The sequence below is a fragment of the Weizmannia acidilactici genome, from assembly GCF_008974185.1.
Classification (GTDB): Bacteria; Bacillota; Bacilli; order Bacillales; family Bacillaceae_C; genus Weizmannia; species Weizmannia acidilactici.
Genome location: NZ_BKZP01000004.1, coordinates 38,218 through 56,911 on the forward strand (window position 1 = coordinate 38,218; position 18,694 = coordinate 56,911).

Annotated in this window: 20 protein-coding genes and 1 riboswitch; of the genes, 2 read left to right on the forward strand and 18 right to left on the reverse strand. The window is 47.3% G+C overall.

The annotated features are described in order from the left end of the window. Positions 1-21: 21 nt before the first annotated feature. The 3 genes from BpJC4_RS02645 to BpJC4_RS02655 are packed head-to-tail and all read right to left on the reverse strand — an operon-like array spanning position 22 to position 3,104. The gene (locus BpJC4_RS02645; protein ID WP_151679487.1) at positions 22-600 is read right to left on the reverse strand and encodes a CPBP family intramembrane glutamic endopeptidase; all 579 of its coding nucleotides are present in this window, start codon (positions 598-600) and stop codon (positions 22-24) included. Further along, a complete protein-coding gene (locus tag BpJC4_RS02650) occupies positions 593-2,056 on the reverse strand; it encodes a RecQ family ATP-dependent DNA helicase (protein WP_151679488.1) in 1,464 nt (487 codons plus the stop codon). The genes BpJC4_RS02645 and BpJC4_RS02650 overlap by 8 nt, the downstream gene beginning before the upstream one ends. Continuing rightward, positions 2,034-3,104, reverse strand: a complete 1,071-nt coding sequence (locus BpJC4_RS02655; RefSeq protein ID WP_151679489.1) for a YpbB family protein — start codon at positions 3,102-3,104, stop codon at positions 2,034-2,036. The genes BpJC4_RS02650 and BpJC4_RS02655 overlap by 23 nt, the downstream gene beginning before the upstream one ends. A gap of 293 nt (positions 3,105-3,397) precedes the next feature. On the opposite strand from BpJC4_RS02655, the gene BpJC4_RS02660 reads away from it, so the two are divergent. Continuing rightward, a complete protein-coding gene (locus tag BpJC4_RS02660) occupies positions 3,398-3,646 on the forward strand; it encodes a ferredoxin (protein WP_151679490.1) in 249 nt (82 codons plus the stop codon). Between the two features lie 44 nt (positions 3,647-3,690). On the opposite strand, the gene BpJC4_RS02665 is transcribed toward BpJC4_RS02660, so the two are convergent. The 13 genes from BpJC4_RS02665 to BpJC4_RS02725 form a co-directional block, all read right to left on the reverse strand. Next, positions 3,691-4,269: an ECF transporter S component gene (locus tag BpJC4_RS02665; RefSeq protein WP_151679491.1), complete on the reverse strand. Its 579-nt coding sequence runs from the start codon at positions 4,267-4,269 to the stop codon at positions 3,691-3,693. A gap of 150 nt (positions 4,270-4,419) precedes the next feature. After that, a riboswitch (FMN riboswitch) is annotated at positions 4,420-4,555 on the reverse strand. A gap of 72 nt (positions 4,556-4,627) precedes the next feature. Continuing rightward, positions 4,628-5,344 carry a peptidoglycan DD-metalloendopeptidase family protein gene (locus BpJC4_RS02670; protein ID WP_151679492.1) on the reverse strand — a complete coding sequence of 239 codons (717 nt, stop codon included), beginning with the start codon at positions 5,342-5,344 and terminating at the stop codon, positions 4,628-4,630. Positions 5,345-5,456: 112 nt separating this feature from the next. After that, positions 5,457-7,232 carry an ATP-binding protein gene (locus BpJC4_RS02675; protein WP_151697501.1) on the reverse strand — a complete coding sequence of 592 codons (1,776 nt, stop codon included), beginning with the start codon at positions 7,230-7,232 and terminating at the stop codon, positions 5,457-5,459. After that, positions 7,229-7,945 carry a response regulator transcription factor gene (locus tag BpJC4_RS02680; protein WP_151679494.1) on the reverse strand — a complete coding sequence of 239 codons (717 nt, stop codon included), beginning with the start codon at positions 7,943-7,945 and terminating at the stop codon, positions 7,229-7,231. Before BpJC4_RS02680 ends, BpJC4_RS02675 begins: the two co-directional genes overlap by 4 nt. A 114-nt stretch (positions 7,946-8,059) precedes the next feature. After that, complete coding sequence (gene ccsB / locus BpJC4_RS02685) at positions 8,060-9,271, reverse strand: c-type cytochrome biogenesis protein CcsB (RefSeq protein WP_151679495.1); 1,212 nt, start codon at positions 9,269-9,271, stop codon at positions 8,060-8,062. A gap of 47 nt (positions 9,272-9,318) precedes the next feature. Next, positions 9,319-10,968, reverse strand: coding sequence for a cytochrome c biogenesis ResB family protein (locus tag BpJC4_RS02690; RefSeq protein ID WP_151679496.1), 1,650 nt, complete (start codon positions 10,966-10,968; stop codon positions 9,319-9,321). 15 nt (positions 10,969-10,983) lie between these two features. Then, entirely contained in the window at positions 10,984-11,523 is a 540-nt protein-coding gene (gene resA, locus BpJC4_RS02695; RefSeq protein ID WP_151679497.1) for a thiol-disulfide oxidoreductase ResA, read from the reverse strand. A 131-nt stretch (positions 11,524-11,654) separates the two neighbouring features. Then, positions 11,655-12,392 (reverse strand): pseudouridine synthase, encoded by a 738-nt coding sequence (locus tag BpJC4_RS02700; protein ID WP_151679498.1) that lies wholly within the window; start codon positions 12,390-12,392, stop codon positions 11,655-11,657. A gap of 110 nt (positions 12,393-12,502) precedes the next feature. Next, entirely contained in the window at positions 12,503-13,030 is a 528-nt protein-coding gene (locus BpJC4_RS02705) for a spore maturation protein (RefSeq protein ID WP_151679499.1), read from the reverse strand. A gap of 6 nt (positions 13,031-13,036) precedes the next feature. Next, positions 13,037-13,627, reverse strand: a complete 591-nt coding sequence (locus BpJC4_RS02710; RefSeq protein ID WP_151679500.1) for a nucleoside recognition domain-containing protein — start codon at positions 13,625-13,627, stop codon at positions 13,037-13,039. Next, positions 13,620-14,738, reverse strand: a complete 1,119-nt coding sequence (locus tag BpJC4_RS02715; RefSeq protein WP_151679501.1) for a D-alanyl-D-alanine carboxypeptidase family protein — start codon at positions 14,736-14,738, stop codon at positions 13,620-13,622. The genes BpJC4_RS02710 and BpJC4_RS02715 overlap by 8 nt, the downstream gene beginning before the upstream one ends. 136 nt (positions 14,739-14,874) lie before the next feature. Then, positions 14,875-15,477, reverse strand: coding sequence for an SMC-Scp complex subunit ScpB (gene scpB / locus BpJC4_RS02720; protein WP_151679502.1), 603 nt, complete (start codon positions 15,475-15,477; stop codon positions 14,875-14,877). A 1-nt stretch (position 15,478) separates the two neighbouring features. Continuing rightward, the gene (locus BpJC4_RS02725; RefSeq protein WP_151679503.1) at positions 15,479-16,222 is read right to left on the reverse strand and encodes a segregation/condensation protein A; all 744 of its coding nucleotides are present in this window, start codon (positions 16,220-16,222) and stop codon (positions 15,479-15,481) included. Between the two features lie 167 nt (positions 16,223-16,389). On the opposite strand from BpJC4_RS02725, the gene BpJC4_RS02730 reads away from it, so the two are divergent. Then, entirely contained in the window at positions 16,390-16,482 is a 93-nt protein-coding gene (locus BpJC4_RS02730; RefSeq protein WP_151679504.1) for a YjcZ family sporulation protein, read from the forward strand. Positions 16,483-16,704: 222 nt separating this feature from the next. Here the strand turns inward: BpJC4_RS02730 and BpJC4_RS02735 are convergent, their stop codons facing one another. Continuing rightward, on the reverse strand, positions 16,705-17,064 hold the full coding sequence (locus BpJC4_RS02735; RefSeq protein ID WP_151679505.1) for a GNAT family N-acetyltransferase: 360 nt from the start codon (positions 17,062-17,064) through the stop codon (positions 16,705-16,707). Between the two features lie 155 nt (positions 17,065-17,219). Then, on the reverse strand, positions 17,220-18,539 hold the full coding sequence (lysA, locus tag BpJC4_RS02740; protein ID WP_151679580.1) for a diaminopimelate decarboxylase: 1,320 nt from the start codon (positions 18,537-18,539) through the stop codon (positions 17,220-17,222). Positions 18,540-18,694 lie beyond the last annotated feature (155 nt).

Here is an 18,694-nt window from a genome sequence, read left to right on the forward strand (position 1 = left end):
AACCCCTTCCCAAAACGCGGGCTAAACGCCCCATTTTTTGATGCGGATCCCCAATAAACAATCAATAGTAAAATGCATCACCATCACCGCAAGCAGGTTTTCATGCGAAAATACGTAAACGAGCCCTACCCAAAAGCTCAACAGCAACACGTTTGCAATTAAGTACCAGTGGTTCCAGTAGCGGATATGCATGGCGGCAAAAATCATGCTTGCCCAAACCAGGCCGAAATGCGTCTGGATCATCCCCCGGAACAGCAGTTCTTCCGCAAAGGCGACAAATGCGGTCAAGGCTATGATGGCGGGAACGGAACGAGTGCGGAAAATCCGCTCATTCAAACCCCCGTCGTCATAATAAGCTTTCGGCAGGATTTTCATCAGCGCGGAATCCAATATCACGACAATGATCCCGTTTACTAAACCATATCCCCATACGCTTAAATCTATGCGGAAGTGCCGGAAAAAAGAAGCGGCATCCGGAAATAAAAACAAGCCGAGCACAACAGAAACAAAGATGAGAATCAGCTGCGTCAAGACCAGATGGAAAATCAGTTCACGGTCCTTCAATTCCTTAATGATATCTGTCTGCTTTTTTCTAACCATTTTGTTCACTTCTTCTGAATATTTTTTGCAGCAAAAAATCCCATGCCGGCAGCGTTTCCGCAACCCTTTGCACCGCCTGTTTTTCTTCGTACAGGCCGACATCAAATCCGCAAATATCGCAGCAATTCTCCTTTTCGGAGAAGGCCGGTTCCCCGAAATAACGTAAAATTTCCTGCCGGCGGCATGCTTCGGAACGGACCCAGTGCTCCATCTCCTTTAACTTGCGGCGCTTGTATGCCATCCTTTCGTCGCGGATGGAAGCCACTTTAAGGGTCCATTCTTCTTCCGGCAATTGCAGTTTTTTGTAATGCTGGAGGAAACTGTACTGCTGCTCGGTACACCCTAAAGCAAATTCCGCATCCTTTACATCCCCCTTCCATCCGCTGAACGCAGCAATTTGGGAATGGGTCGGAAGCTCTGATTCAATCAGCTGGAGCGGAAGCAGCTCATCGCCCGCCGTGTACAAAAGGATGGCAATGCTCGGCAAACCGTCACGGCCGGCCCTGCCGATTTCCTGCAAATAAGATTCCATTTGCAACGGGAAATGGAAATGGATGACAAAGCGGATATCCGCCTTATTGATCCCCATGCCGAACGCGCTCGTTGCGCAAATAATGCCGATCTGCCCGTATATAAATTGCTGCTGGATTAAAATCCTTTGCTCCTGGTCGACACCGCTGTGGTAGGCGGCCGTTTCGGCGATTCCTTCAAGCCGCAGCCGCTCCGCCATTTCCTCAGCCGCCTTTTTACTGGAAAAATAAATGATTCCCGGCTTTTTTAACGTTTTCGCATAAGCAATGAGTTTTTCTTCTTTTTCGCGGTAAGAGCCGGTACAGTCCACTTTAAAGGCGATATTGGGTCGGTTGACAGAATAAATAAAACGCTGTGGAGCCCTCAACTCGAGATATTTGCAAATATCCTCCCTTACTTGTTCCGTCGCGGTGGCGGTCAAGGCCAGGGTAAGCGGCATTCCTAAACTTTTACGGACTTCGCCAAGACTCAAATATTCGGGTCTGAAATCGTACCCCCATTGGGAGATACAGTGCGCTTCATCGACAACAAACAGCCCGATTTCAAGCTGTTTTATCCGTGAAAGAATATAAGGCTGATGCAGCATTTCCGGCGAAATAAAAATAAACTTGTACCGCTGCAAATGCCTTAGCGCCGTCTCCCGTTCCGTTCCTGTCAAAAATGAATTCAAGGCGATAACACTTTTTTCCCCGCGCATTTTCATCTGCTCGGTCTGGTCCTGCATCAAAGATAAAAGCGGGGAAACGACAATTACCGACCCTTTTAACAAATAGGCAGGCAGCTGGTAGCATAAAGACTTCCCGGTTCCGGTCGGGAGCATGGCCAATGTATCCGCACCGCCCAACAGAGAGCGGATCACCGCTTCCTGCCCTTCGCGGAAACGATCGAAACCGAATTTCGTTTTAAGGATGCTGTTCAGATCCATTGCGGCCCATCCTTCCTGCCAAAACAAGGCGGATTTGGAAATACGGGACATCCCCGATTTTTTCTTTAATTGGTTTTAGTTTTTTTGTGTTAAGCTCAACCGCCGCGTTGAGGATTTTATTTTCGTCCTCTTTTGCCACATACCGGTTGAGGGGAAAATCCGGATCGTTTAACGCAATCTCAATCAGATGGTCTTCAATCGTACTTTGCCTCAGCCCCCTTAGGCCGGCAATTTCGGCAATCGATTTCCCTTTTTTCAACAGTTCGAACGTTTTCGAAGCGGACTTTGTCAGCGGCATTTTCTGATGCACGTCGCATATCATTGTATAAAAAAGCGGAAAGGTTTCGGGAGTTTCTGCGACACGCCGGACCATAAAATGAAGGAGATGCAAAAAACGGTACCAGTATTCAGCCGGATCTAGCTCCAAACGAGCTGCTGCCTGCCCGATTGTGCGGCCAATATGTCCGGCACCCGTCAGCCGCAGCACAAAAATATCAGGCTTTTCCGGGGGATGATCCGATAACAGGCGGGCGTATTCTTCATACATATTTTCCGCAAGTCCGGCGCGGTGCCTTGCATGCTGTTTCAGCCAATGCTTTAACCATGCCTGAAGCGCCGGATCTCTTTGCACCGGATAATAGGCTTTTTTTTCATAGATTAAATTGGATACAACCTGCGTGGCGAGGTTCAGCCTTTTCCAAAACATATTCGCCGTCTCCTGGTATTTCAAACCATTTAAATAAGGAAACTTCAGCCCCATGTTTCCGATTTCCAATAACAGCGCGGCGCCTTTTTCGGTGACGATACAAGCATCCCGGCCGCTTTGCCGCAGCAAACCGCCGGATATCATGGAATGGACTTCCCTTGCGAAACGCTCACGGGAGATAAAAGGATACGTTTGGAACAGTTCCCCGATCCGGAAAAAATGGGCATCCTGGATTGTTTGCGCCGATTTTTTCCCGTTTAATAAATGGAAAATGGCATAAGGGGTGCGTTCTCCATTAAGGTTAGTGAAGCAATGCAGCAATACAGCCTGCAAAAAAGACATCGGGATCCACTCCTGTTCTTTTGCTTAAAAGGGGATATTTGGGGCAAGGCTTGAAATAAGGGAGTATATCTTATTTTAACATGGAATGGCTGTTTTGTTTACAAATTTTTCATTTATTCGACATACTTCATCCCGTCCAAAAGGTTCTCCTATTGAAATAAAAGGGAAATAGTTTTACAATTATATAGAAATGAAGGCACTCCTCTGCACGCAGTTTTATGCAGAAGGATGCCGGTTTTTCTTTATCCGTTGCCATTTGCGCAAATAGATTGAACCAGCGGGGAGGAATAAAGATGGCAAAATTTACAATTGTGGACAAGGACACATGCATCGCTTGCGGGGCTTGTTCCGCAAGCGCTCCAGATATTTTCGACTATGATGACGAAGGTCTATCTTTTGTGATCTTAGATGACAATAAAGGCATTGCGGAAGTTCCGGAAGTTTTAGAGGATGATTTAATGGACGCGTTTGAAGGTTGCCCGACGGAATCCATTAAAATTTCCGACAAACCTTTTGACGGCGATCCTTTAAAATATGAATAAACCTCCACCGAAAAAGCAGGCATCATTTCATGCCTGCTTTTTCATTATATTTTTTTTATGCCGGTTGTAGACTGCTTGTCAATCCAGTTTTTCATCTTTGTAAACATTAGCATGAAGAGTATCGTGACGATCACGCCTTTTACAAGGTTAAACGGCAGCACGCCGGCGACAATATATTGCTTTACATTGCCGACCGAAAAATTCATAAAATACAGATAAGCGGGAAGAATGACAAAATAATTTAAAATGCTCATGAAAACGGACATGGAAACTGTACCGGCGATTAAACCGACAGTCATCCCTTTTTTCGTCCGCATCCTCCTGTAAATAAAGTAGGTCGGCAGCACAAACAGTATGCCGGCAAAAAAGTTTGCCGCATTCCCGATCGGCACGCCCGCTTCACTGCCGAGCGACAGGTAGTTCAGGATGTTTTTGATCAATTCGGCCACCACCGAAGCCATCGGGCCGTAAAGAAGTGCAGCCACCAATACCGGTACGTCGCTGAAGTCCACCGTTAAGAATGATGGGAACGGCGGAATCGGAAATTTAATAAACATAAGAATAAAAGCGAGTGTACTAAGCAAAGCGATGGAAACAAATTTTTTTAAATCCCATTTTTTCATGTGAACCCTCTCTCCTTATGATCGATTTATCATCTTAAGGAAGAAAGGTGCCGTGGACGGCCAAATGAAAAGCCCCTGACAAATGTCAGGGGCTTTGTTTAGGCACAATCCAAATAAGCGTTTAACGGTACCGTATTAAACACTGGCAACCTTTATCTTCTCTCATCCAGACTATACTGTCGGTTTTGGAATTTCACCAAATCCTGCCGGAAATACCGGCTCGCGGACTGAAAGGCTATGCCTTATCACCGCCGGTCGGGAATTTCACCCAGCCCCGAAGATAAATCGTATGAAATTTTTACTACAATTTATTATACATAGATGCCCCAGATTTGTGAAGCAGTTTATACGATATTTTCTATCGATTGTTCCCGTTTTCTATCTCAAGTACCTGCCCGGCATAGATTTGGTCGGTACGCATGTTGTTCCAGCTTTTTAACCTGTCCACGCTCGTATGGTAAAGCAATGAAATTTTCCAAAGCGTATCGCCTTTTTTTACGATATAGGCTGCATGCCCCGGTGCCGATGCGGCGGCAATCCCGTACGGATCATGGGCTTTGGCAGACACCAACTGCCCTCGTTCACCCGCACCGAAAACAAGAAACGGATCAATGGCATTCTTTTTATCCAGGGTCCATTTCCCCGCATGCACCTCAAAATGAAGATGGGTGCCCGTTGAATCGCCGGTCGTGCCCATATAGCCGACCAAACCGCCCATTTCTATGCGCTGTCCCTTTTCTACCACCCTTTCGTCAAGATGGGCATAAACCGTTTCATACCCGGAAGGATGCCGGATGAACACGACATTTCCGTAAGAAGCTGAATAATACGAACGGATGACGATACCTTTGTCGGCACTGAAAACTTTTTCCCGGTATTTGCCGGCAATATCAATCCCTTTATGTGCCCCTCCCCTCGTATGGAACGTATCGCTGATCGTGCCACCAGCCGGGAAAATCCAATTTTTTGTCGTTTCACGTATATCGTTTTCAGACGCCAGACTTTCCCTAGCGCCCAAGACGATGCATGCCGCAGCAATGGACGCATGAACGAACATCTTTATGTAACCCGGCATTGAACCCACCTCGATTCCAGCTTTCACCAAATTGTTTTCATGCAAAACTACCATTTAGCATGCGCAGAAACGAAAAAAATATGCAAAAAAAAAGCTTGTCCCCCTAATAGGATCAAGCTTTTTTCGGCAGGAAAAAGGAAAATGTGGTACCCTCTCCTGTTTTGCTTTTCACAAAGATGCGGCCGTTATGGCCTTCGACGATATTTTTTGCAATCGCTAGGCCGAGCCCGGTGCCGGATTTACCGCGCGTCCTGGCCTTGTCCGCTTTATAAAAGCGTTCAAAGACAAACGGCAGGTCTTCTTTCGGGATGCCGGAGCCGTTGTCTTCCACATGGATATAAACGCCGTCTTCCACTTCTTCTTCCTTCACTTTCACATATCCGTTCGGGGCAGTATGGCGGAGGGCATTATCGATTAAATTCGTCAGCACCTGCTCGATCCGGTCAGCGTCCATTTCAATGACAAGGTCCCGGTCCGATGCCTCACATAACAGTTCAATCCCTTTTTCTTTCGCAATCCCGTTAAATTTATGAGTTACCCTTTCTATAAAACTTTTAAAAGGAACTGGTTCGATGCGGAACGAAAAATGCCCGGCTTCCATCCTCGCCAAATCCAACAATTCGTTGACAAGGCGTCCGATCCGCAGCGTTTCATCATAAATGATTTTCGCAAACTCTTTCTTTTCTTCCTCACTTGCGGCGATATCGTCAATAATGGCTTCACTGTATCCCTGCAGCATGGCGACCGGTGTCCTCAATTCGTGAGAAACATTGGCAATAAAGTCATCGCGTAGTTTATCGAGCTTCCGTTCTTCGGTCATATCCCGGATCACGGTGACGACGCCCCGGATGTGCGATTGGTTATACAGAGGGCTTGCAATCATTACATAAAACCTTCCGTTTATTTCAATTTCATCCGTCTGCTCTTTTTCCGTTTCCACCACTTTTCTTAAGAGGGCGGAAAGGCCATCCGGCAGCGCGGCATCTTTCGCTTGATCACCCTGTACGTGGTACCAGTGCTGCAAAAACGTTTCCGCCGGCGGATTCATAATTAATATCGTGCCGTCGCGGTTAAACGTCAGTACACCATCGGCCATACTGCTCAGGATGCTTCTCAGTTGCTCTTTTTCCTGCTTTAATGCATCCATGTTAAACTTCAGCTGCCGGCCCATCGTATTAAACGCAGTTGCCAGTTCCCCAATCTCATCGTGTGTTAAGATCGGCACTTTTTTGTCAAAACGCCCTTTTGCCACTTCAAAAGCGGCTTCGCGCATTTTATGGAGCGGACCGCCGATCCTCGTTGAAAGGAAAAAAGCAAAACCGGTTGTCAGCACGATCGCGATGCCCGCGGCCAGCAAAATGATTTTCGTCGTTTGCTGTGTCGTTTCCTGCAGGGCTTCCAAAGACTGGTAGACAAACACGGCTCCCGGTTCTTTGCCAGCCGCATAGAGCGGGACAGCCGTCACAATGACATGGTTGTATTCATTCCGCGAAGAACTGTGTGGAGGCGTTAATTCTTTCATTACTTTTTTCTTCCCCCTGAAAACTTGCGACAATTGCTTGTCCTTTAAAATCGATTGATACGATATCCCTTTGTAGCTCTCCGCACCGGTCGGATAAAAAATGTCTTTTTTATTGTAAACGATCATAACCTTCTCATTTTTATCCAAAACACCGAGGGCAATTTCTTTCCCCACTTGCCCGCTCGGGTGCTCCTCCATAATGTTGGAGATTTTTTGGGCCGTGTTCGACAAATCCTGCTTAATCTGGTTGATGTGGTAATCCTCAAAAAACTTGAGCAAAAGTACCGTAAGGATCAAGAGAACAAATGCCACCATCAGCAGGATGGTCATCCACAGTTTTCCGACAACCGTCCGCCAAATCCTCATTCTGCAGTGACCTCGAACTTGTAGCCTACACCCCAAACGGTTACAATCATTTTCGCCGCATTTTCGGAGACTTTGTTCAATTTTTCACGGAGACGCTTGACATGCGTGTCAACTGTGCGCAGATCCCCGAAAAATTCGTAATGCCATACTTCTTTTAAGAGCTGCTCGCGGTCAAACACTTTATCCGGCGATTTGGCGAGAAAATACAAAAGCTCATACTCTTTCGGCGTCAAGTTTACTTCTTTTCCGTCCGCCGTCACACGGTGCGCATCATTGTCGATCGTGATATGCGGGAAAACGACAAGATCTTTCGCTTTTGTATCCGGGCTTAAAAATGACGTTTGCAGCGAACGCCGGAGCAGTGCTTTCACCCGCAGCACCACTTCACGCGGGCTGAACGGCTTCACAATATAGTCGTCCGCGCCGACTTCAAACCCTTCCACCCGGTTTGCTTCCTCGCCTTTTGCGGTCAGCATGATCACGGGCGTCATTTTTTTTTGGTGCAACTCCTGGCACACTTCAATACCGTCTTTGCCAGGCATCATAATATCGAGCAAAATGCAACTGTAATCATTTTCCAAAGCCATTTTCAATGCGGTGTCCCCGTCCCCCGCCTCATCGATGGCGTAATTTTCTCTTTCCAAATACATCCTTAATAAGCGCCGAATTCTTTCTTCATCATCGACAACTAAAATTTTTACATCCTGATCCATGGCTATTCCTCCTAAGTCAATGTCCGCGTCCGCATTGCGGAAAGACCGGCCATTACAGCCGATTTACTGCCGCATCCGGAATTTTCGGGCGGCCCATTAAACAGGCCGCAACACTTATGCATATGAATGCAGCCCGGCAATCACAAGATTGACCGCTACAAGATTAAATAGGATAATGGCAAAACCGATCACCGCTAGCCAGGCCGATTTTTCGCCGCGCCAGCCTTTTGACATGCGCAGATGGAGAAAGGCGGCATAAAACAACCAAGTAATGAGCGCCCACACTTCTTTCGGATCCCAGCTCCAAAATTTGCTCCATGCAACTTGCGCCCAAATCATCGCAAAAATCAAGGCGCCGAGCGTGAAAACCGGGAAACCGATCAAAACGGACCGGTAGCCGATTTCATCAATTAAATCGGAATTTAAATTTTTGGTCAGCGGTTTTAACAGCGCGCCAATCCGCTTTCTGAAAATGATCCGGATGAGCGCGTAAAGGATGAGCCCGGCAATAGCCGACCAAATAACCGTATTCAATTTCACTGCATTGATAAAAGCCGGAACAAAGAAGAAAGGTTTCATCTTACCGGCGGTAACAAGTTCCCCTTCATGCGGGCCGATTAGCGCCGGCATTTGGTAAATGAGGGCATTTTCCCCCGTGTTGAAAGTGCCGTTTTTATCCACCCAGTTAAAGGCTGCCTCATAATGAAAAGCGCCGAAAACGGTTTTGACAGCAATAAACCCGAATATGCAGATTAAACAAAGCATAACAAATTCGAGCCAAAATGTCTGCCTGTTCGAACGCTCCTGATTGATATTTTTGACGAGATAGATCAAACCTGCCGCAAAACTGACTGCCAGTATTGCCTCCCCGGCAGCCGCCGTCGTGACATGGATCTGCAGCCAGTAACTTCTCAGCGACGGGACAAGCGGGTTGATCTCCCTCGGAAACATGCTGGCAAAGGCGATCATGAGCAGTGCGATCGGCAAGGCAAACAACCCAAGCACAGCGATCCTGTAAAGAAAATAGATGACCATAAATGCTCCAACAAGCATCATACCAAAAAAAGTTGTAAATTCAAACAAATTACTCACAGGCGCATGGCCGGACGCAATCCATCTCATAACAAAATACCCAATCTGGCAAATAAAACCGACTGCCGTTACAACAATCGCAGCGTTTCCCCAGCGCGCGCTTTTTTCGGCCCCAGTTTCACCGTCTTTATTTTTTGGGAAACGGATCGCACCGCCAAAAAGCATCGTGCCGGCCAAATACAGAATAAATGCGGTAAACAACAGCCCGCTGCTGACATGGACTAGATTCTCCAATTTTTCCCCTCCCTAATCCCGATTGCAGGGCAAACAAGTCGTTTATTTCATGCCGGACGTCCAGTATCTTTTTTACCGGGGTTCTTTTTATCCTGGCGGTCAACGGGGACCGGTATGCCGGATCCTTCAAGCACCCACTCCAGCTCTTTTTTCAGGCCGTACCAGTTTTTATTCGTATGGGCCGCGAGCATCACCGGCCCACCTTCGCACTTCAACCAAAAACGGCGGTGGTTCCAGTATGCCCCCTGGACGACGCCGATCATAAAGATTGCGCCGCCCAACGCCAGCACCCAAAGGGTTTCATCTTTACGGACAGCAAGGGCGGAAGCATTTCTTGTTTCAAGTCCGGCAAAAGCGAGTTTATAATCGTTTTTCCCGAGCGGCTCCACCGTCTGCCGGATCGCAACAAAGCTCTTTTCCCCTTTCGGATGTTCAGGGGAGATTAAACTAAAAAGGAAAGCAGGGTTGTTCGGAATATAGGAATCGGTCTCGGGCTCTCCGTTTTTTGCAAATCCAGAGAACGAAGGATAGTAGCCAAGAAGCTTCACTTTATACCCTTGGCCGAGGTCATACTCGCTTTTTGGGTGGTATAAGTCAATTTTAAACGTGCCATACACTTTTTTGTTTGCTTTCTTTTCCAAAGCAAATGACATAGACTGGAATTCGTCCATCTTGTAATCCATCTGGTAAACGGCGTAGCCCCCGAATTTCAGCGGTTTATTGACCCGGATGGCGTACGACTTCACTTTTTTAAGCGGCGCTTCCTCCCCCAGCACGTGCTTTGCCCCCTGTTTGTAGAGCACAACATCCGTCTCGAAATCTTTCGCTACATTGCCTATTCTGTTTAAAGCTGCCTCGAAATTTTGATTGTCTTTTTTATTGTAGAGCTGCACCGTGAACTTCTTATTGAGGATCACATACTGTTCGTTTGTGCCGGGCAGCACCTTCTTTTCTCCTTCACGCACCCAGACGAGTTCATCAACATACATGCCAGGAATAAACCGAAGCATGCAGCCAATCAAAAAAATGATCAAACCGATATGGTTCACATACGGACCCCAGCGGGAAAAACGGTTTTTCTCGGCAAATAAATTGCCGTCTTCTTCCAGTACTTTATAACGCTTTGCTTCAAGCTTACGTTTGATTTGCGCATAAGTTTCTTCACCGATCGGGCCGTCCATTTTCCGATAGAGCCGCTGCCGTTTCAAAAACCCTTCGTGCCGCGTTGCTTTCTGGTTCGCAAGGGCACGCCTCAGCGGGATAAACCGGTCAAGGCTGCAGATGACGAGTGACACGCCGATCAGTGCAATCAAAAGCATATACCACCAGGAACCGTACAAATCATCAAATCCGAGCGTGTACCAAAGCTTGCCGAACCAGCCGTACTGATCTTGGTAATATACGGCAGGGGCGACATTGGAAGGGATGTAATCGGTTTGTGGTAAAACGGTTCCAAGCGCAGAGGCAATGAGTGTAATGACAATCAGCCAGACACCGGTTTTCACTGAAGAAAAAAAATTCCAGATTTTATCAACCGGCGTTTTTTTGTACGTCTGCGACCTGCGCGCACTCCCGTCATACCGCATATCATGCAGCTTTGCACTTCCCGCCTCCTCGGTTAGCGCTTTTCCGCATGACTCACACAAGATCGTTCCCGGCGGATTCACATGTCCGCACTCACACTTGATCTCCTTCATGGCATTTCTCCTCGGCTAAGGCTTGATCATATCCATCATGTTTCGAATATCTTTTTTGGACAAGTTTTGGTTTCCGACAATAATTTTTTTGACCTTTCCGTCAGGTGCGATCAAAACGGTCGTCGGAAGCGGATCGATGTTGTAAGCGTTCTGGACATCGCCGTTTTTATCGATCAATACCGGAAAGTCGAGGCCGTACTGTTTCACAAATTGATCCACAAGGAATCTCGTATCCTTCACATGGACGGCAAGAATTTCCACACCTTTTTGTTTGTAAGTTTGATAGAGTTCGTTCATATAGGGCATCTCTTTTTTGCATGGATCGCACCAAGTGCCCCAGAAATTCAAAAAAACGCCGCGGCCTTTATAATCCGAAAGCCGGTATGTTTTGCCGTTCAAATCTTTCAGCACAAAATCAGGAGCTTGGTCGCCGGCCTGCAGCTTGCCGCGCGTCCCTTTCGTTGCATTTGCATAAAGCGTGTATCCTGCAGCCGCGATCAGAACAGCAAGGATGGCGGTACGGACCAAAAGGCGTCTCTTTTTCGTTAGTGACATTTGTGATCCCCCTGTCCCGAAACTGTCACATAACTATCATATATTATAACATTTTCTCCCGTTTTTTTACTGATTTTTGAAAGTTTTGTGAATAAAAGTAGAAAGAGCGGGGCCACGCTTTGGACTGCCCGCTACTTGGACGCTTTGGCGCCATTTTGGGCCAGCGCCCTTAAAGTCTTCACTTCATGCGGAGAGAGCTCCCTTTTTTCACCCGCGTTCAAGCCTTTCAGCGTCAAAGTCCCGTACGCTTCGCGGCGCAGCTTTTCAACCGGGTATCCGATTTTATCAAACATGCGCCTCACCTGCCTGTTTCTCCCTTCATGGATCGTTAATTGGACGATTGCCTTCTTCTTCCGTTTATCTGCGGAAAGCAATTTTGCTTTGGCGGGCGCGGTTATGCCTTCTTCGAGCCGGATGCCTTTTTCAAGCTGCTTCAGTTCCAGTTTTGAAGGGATACCGTCAACTTTTGCGATATAGGTTTTGTCGATTTCATAACGCGGGTGCATCAGGAGGTTGGCAAACTCACCATCATTCGTCACTAAAAGAAGCCCTGATGTATCATAATCAAGACGGCCGACCGGATAAACCCTTTGCGCAACATCCCCGAAATAATCGGCTACTACTTTTCTTCCTTTATCATCACTGACGGCGGAAATCACCCCTCTCGGCTTGTAAAACAGGTAATATACTTTTTCTTCATGCTCTAGCGGGATTCCTTCCACTTCGATCTTATCCTGGGAAGAAACCTTTGTCCCGAGCTTCGTTACGACTTCCCCGTTTACTTTCACTTTTCCTTCTATAATCAATTGTTCCGCTTTTCTTCGGGATGTCATGCCTGATTGGGCAATCATTTTCTGCAAACGTTCCATCCGTTACACCTCAAATATTTTTTTCGGATAAACTTTCCTTTTAGCATTATGGCATAACCGGATAAAATTTCAAAGAAAGTTTGGCGCATATCTACAAAAAAATACGGCCGTTAAAACAGTAAAAGCACTATTGTGACAGCGATGATGATGCCGACCAGATCGGCGAGCAGCCCCACCTTTAAGGCATCGCCCATTTTCCTGATCCCGACCGCCCCGAAGTAGACGGTTACCACATAAAGCGTAGTATCTGTACTGCCCTGGATCACGGATGCCATTCTCCCGATCAGCGAGTCGGGGCCGTACGTCTTGATGAGGTCGGTCATAATCCCGAGCGCGGCATTTCCTGACACAGGCCGGATCAAAGCGAGTGGCACGATTTCAGAGGGAACGCCAAACAAATTCAGCACAGGTTTCAGAAAGCCGACAAAAAATTCAAGCGCCCCTGATGCCCGGAATATTGTAATCGCTACGAGCATTCCAACCAAAAACGGGATAATGGAAACGGCAATTTTGATCCCCTCTTTGCCGCCTTCCACAAACGTTTCATATGCGGGGATTTTTTTCCATGTGCTGTAAAGCAGGATGAACCCGACCATCGCCGGAATCATCCAGATTGATATAAGCGATATCCATCTCATGCCGCTTCATCTCCTCCGTTTCGCCCGTCTGTGGTAAAAAAACCTGTCAATACAAATGGCCGCAATCGTCGTGGAAAAAGTGGCGATCAATGTGGGCGCTACAATTTCGGTCGGCTGCGCGGAATGGTAATTCATACGAATGGCAATAACGGTTGCCGGAATGATCGTCAGCCCCGATGTATTCAAAGCAAGGAATGTAATCATTGACCGGCTTGTTTCCGGTTTCCGCCCGTTCAATTCGTGCAGCTGTTCCATCGCCTTGATGCCGAGCGGGGTGGCGGCATTCCCGAGCCCGAACATATTAGCGATCAAATTGGACAGGATATAACCCATCGCAGGATGGTTTTCTGGCACTTCGGGAAACAATTTCGTAATCAGCGGGCGGAATAAGCGTGAAAGTTTCGCAAGCAAGCCGGACACTTCCGCGATTTTCATCATGCCGAGCCAAAAAACGAGGACGCTGATCAGGCCAATGCTAATTGCGACCGCATCGCGCGCGGAAACAAAAATCGCCTGGTTGACCTCTTTCATTTTGCCGTTGATACCTGCAAAAACGAGGCCGATAACAGTCATGCCGATCCAAATATAATTAACCATAGTTTTTCAGCCCCAATTGGATGAATAATGTTTCTTTAAAAAGCTTATACCATGTTTTCCTTTCCTTAAACGGCGTCTTCTTGTAATATATCGGCGTGCTGCTGATCACCCTGTTATCCAGCGTAACAACGGCCCTCCCGACGATTTGAGGCACGTTTTCCGGATCTTTCCATTCTTTTTTTGGCTTTGCGAGCCGAAAATCTACTTTCACGCCGTCTTCTTCGTTCCTCGCGAGCGGATACACAATATTGCGTTTGATATAAACATGGTTTTTGAAAAATTTGTTGCGGATAGCGGCAACAGGGCCTTTTTCCACAATCAGCTTATTGCCGTAATGGCTGAACCCATAATCAAACAAGGCGATATGGTCATCCCAGTCATCGGGGTCATTCAGCGTAACCGCAATAAGATGCTGCCCGTCTTTTGATGCGGTTGTCACAAGCGTCCGCCTGGCAATTTTCGTATAACCCGTTTTCCCGCCTGTACAGTACCGGTATTTCTCTGTGAGCAGCCGGTTTTTATTCCGCCAGCCTTTGTAAAATTTGGTGCCGGAAATTTCCCTAAACGTTTTGTTCTGCATCGCGTATCTCATTAAAAGCACCATATCGTAAGCAGTTGAATAATGTTCACCATCGGGGTCATCTAGGCCGCTCGGGTTGGCAAAATGGGTATCGCGCATCCCGATTTCCCTTGCCTTTTCGTTCATCATAAACACGAAGCCATCGATGCTGCCGCCGACATTTTCGGCAATGGCGTTTGCGGCATCGTTTCCGGAACGGAGCATTAACCCGTACACCAAATCCTTTAATTTCCATTTGTCCCCCGGCTTTAAATATAAAGACGAACCCTCCGTACGTACGGCGCGGTCCGTGACTGTCACCTCCTTATCCATCTTGCCTGATTCGATCGCGAGGATGGCCGTCATAATTTTCGTAATCGAGGCAATGCTGCGCGGCTCATAAGCACCTTTTTCATATAAAATCCGCCCTGTATCCTGGTCCATTAAAATGGCGCTTTTTGCCTGCACGGATGGCGCCGCTTCAGCCGATTCCGGCGGCATGGCCGAAAAAATGAGCATCATGGCTGCCGCATAGAAGAATAACCGTTTCATTAAAAAGCTCCTTTTTTTTCAGCTTTTTCTTACATACGCTTTGTACAAGTTTATGCGCCGGATGGAAAGAAATAACCGCAAACAAAAAAAGGACTCCCCCGGGTCAACGACTGACTTTTTGGGGAGCCTGCTTCCATCAGGGTGAAAATCCATTTACACTGTGATCTACATTAAATTTTTCAAAAAACAAATTCGCCTCTTCCTCGGAAAAATCATCCTCCAATTGTTCCGGAAACGGCGGCAGTTCTTTTAAATCTTTCAACCCAAAATGGTCGAGAAATTCTTTCGTTGTACCGTAAAGGATTGCCCGTCCCGCCCCTTCCTGCCTGCCGACTTCCTGGATTAACCCTTTTGCCATCAGCGTCTGCAGCGGCCGTTCCGTTTTCACACCGCGGATTTCTTCGATCTCAATCCGCGTAATCGGCTGTTTGTATGATATAATCGCGAGCGTCTCTAGAGCCGCCTGCGATAACGTATTTGCATTCGGGGATTCCACCAGCTTTTTCAAATAAGGCGCATGCTCTTTTTTTGTCGCCAGCTGGTAGGTACCTGCCAGCTCAACAAGGGTAATACCGCGGTCCGGATCTTTTTCATAAATCTCTTTTAAACTGTTAATCACCTCGAGGGCTTCGAATTCCTCGATTTCCATGACATGGGAAATTTGCTTAAGTGACAGCCCTTCATCCCCCGCAGCAAACAACAGGCTTTCCAGAATGCCTTTCCAATGGACAATTTCCAAATTACTTCTCTCCTTTTCTCGCAACCAGTATCTCGCCGAAATTTTCTTCCTGCTCTACGATGATTTCATGCCGTTTGATCAGCTCCAGGACAGCCAAAAAAGTGACGACGATATGCTCCTTATCCGGAAAAGGAAATAATTCGTTAAAATGGACGCTTCCCGGCGTTTCTTCCAATCTCTTTAAAATATCATCCATTCTTTCTTCAATCGAGATTTCCTGCCGCGTAATTTTTGTTGACAGCGGCTTTTGCAATTTTTTTCTACGCAACAGTTTATTTAATGCACCGATCATATCGTATATGGTTACGTTGGCGCCGATTTTCTTCCCGCCTGCATCTGCCGCAAATTCCGACAAATCGCTCGGGGGCTTTGTAAACATTTCGCTGCGGCTCGATTCCAGGCGTTTCAATTTGCGGGCCGCTTCCTTGTATTTTTTGTATTCCAACAGCCGTTCGACGAGTGCTTCGCGCGGATCTTCCTCGGGGACAAACTCATCTTCCGGCTCTTCCTGTTCCTGATTGGGCAGAAGCATCTTGCTTTTGATCGCCAAAAGTGTCGCGGCCATCACCAAATATTCGCTGGCCACATCAAGTTCCAATTGTTTCATTGTATGTATATAATCCAAATACTGCTCGGTGATTTCGGCCATTGGAATATCATAAATATCAATTTCAAGCTGATGGATAAGATGCAGGAGTAGATCGAGCGGCCCTTCAAACGCATCGATTTTCACTTTATATTCCATAAAAATTTACACCGTTCCTTTTTCGCAGCGTCCAAACTTAGTATAGCCGAAAATCCGGGCACATCCAACGGAAACCTTGGGGTACGGGCTGGATGGGCAAAAGTCTATACACGTTCCGGCCCGCCTACATAGTATACCATGTAATGAATGTTGAGGGAGGGTATCTCATGGCTGATGGTTTTGCCTGGGGCAGCGGTTTTGCGTTGATTGTCGTGCTGTTTATTTTGTTAATTATTGTCGGCAGCGCCTATATTTGGTAACTGTTGAGAAAGAACCCCCGGCCTCTGCCGGAGGGTTCTTTTAGTCGGTATTGTCCGTATTCATTACTGATGATCACATACTTATGAAACTCCTATAGGAAAAGCGGACAAGAAGATCCCCGGACGGGTGAACCTTGCGACGCTTCTGAGCGAAACGGACTCCGAAAAGTGCCATATTTATCCGGCACACCGCCCCGAACCCCGAAATAAAAGAAGACCCGGTCAGGACAGGTCTTCATTTTCGGCGCACTTATGAAAGAAGTTGACAATGTATTTATTCGGAACCACTTTTTTCCCTTCATACATTTGTTTTAAAGCCTTGACCATGCTTTTTCCGATCCCCTGATCACGATAAGACGGATTTACAGAGATATGCCGGATTTCAACCGTGTCGCCGTCCAGCACGGCTCCGATCAGGCCTACAATATCATCATCCTCTTTCCACAAAAAAAGCTGCCAGTTGTCCTCCGTCTCGTACAAATTTTTCGTCTGCAGCAGCTTTTTTAAATCTTTTTCATCTGGCATAAATGATAACAGGCCCATCGCAATCTTATCATAAGATTTCTTATACCGAATTAACATACAGAATCCCTCGTAATCATCCAGTTTAATTCAAACGCTTTACTTATTAGTATATGCTTATTTCAGAGAAAGTAAACAGGCGCAAGACGACAACTTCATATTTATCATAAGCGCAGCCGGAAGACAAGCATAAGTTTTCCACCCGGGCGCGCGCCTCATTCGGCAAGCGGCACGCGCAGGTGAAGGTCGTTGCGGATCAAATCTTCATAAGTTTCCCGCTTGACGACAAGCTCATCTTTTCCGTTTTCGACAAACACAACCGGCGGGCGAGGGATGCGGTTGTAATTGTTAGCCATTGAATAACCGTAGGCGCCGGTGCAGAACACGGCAAGAAGATCGTCACTGCCCGCCTTTGGAAGCGGCAAGTCCCAAATCAGCATATCCCCCGACTCGCAGCATTTGCCGGCGATCGATACAGTTTCCTCGCATTTTGCAAGCGGGCGGTTGGCCAGCACCGCTTCATATTTTGCATCGTACAGCGCCGGCCGGATATTGTCGATCATCCCCCCGTCAACGGCAATATACTTCCTGACATTCGGCACTTCTTTGCTCGACCCTACCGAATAAAGCGTCGTCCCCGCTTCCCCGACAAGCGACCGGCCGGGTTCAATCCAAATTTCCGGCATTGGCAGGCGGCGCATATTTACTTGATGTTTGACTTCTTTTACGATCTCTGTCACATAATAACCGGGCGGGAGCGGATTGTCCTCGCTCGTGTAGCGGATGCCGAAGCCGCCTCCAAGGTTCAGCACCTGCGGAAAATAGCCGTAAAGCTTGTGCCATTTATCCAGTTTTTCCATAATTTTTTGGGCGGCCAGAACAAACCCGGCCGTTTCGAATATTTGTGAACCGATATGGCAGTGCAGCCCGTGGACTTTGAGCCATTTGGAATCCAAAGCCTGCTTCAAAGCTGTTTCTGCCTGCCCATTTTGCAAATCAAACCCGAATTTCGAATCTTCCTGTCCCGTCAAAATATAATCATGCGTATGCGCTTCGATGCCCGGCGTCACCCTCAGCAGGACCCGGATTTTCCGGTTTCTTGCTGCGCAAAGATTTTCCAGCATCCCGAGTTCGTAAAAATTATCCACCACGATACAACCAATATTGGCATCAAGCGCCATTTCCAGCTCTTCCCTGCTTTTATTATTCCCGTGAAAATGGATTTTTTCCGCCGGGAATCCGGCAGCCATTGCAGTATACAATTCCCCGCCCGAGACAACGTCCAGGGAGAGACCTTCTTCATTCGCCAGCTGCAGCATGGCAATGGAAGAAAAAGCTTTGCTTGCATAGGCAACCCGGGATTTTACACCAAGGTTTTGGAAAGCCTCTTTGAATGCTCTGGCCCTCTGCCGTATTAAAGCAACGTCATATACATAAAGAGGCGTTCCGTAACGGGCGGCCAAATCCACCGTGTCCACGCCGCCGATTTCGAGATGCCCCTGTGCATTTACTTTCATCGTCCCGTAATGGTTCATCTTTTTCAACTCCACCTGTATATTCCGCCCGAATAGAGGAAAGCCGCCTTCCAAATACATTATGCCCGGCGGCTCCGTTTTGTTCTCCCGGCACTGAAATCCTGTTCTTAATTTTTCTACTAACTTTATCATAAAAACAGGCTTTTCGCAATAGT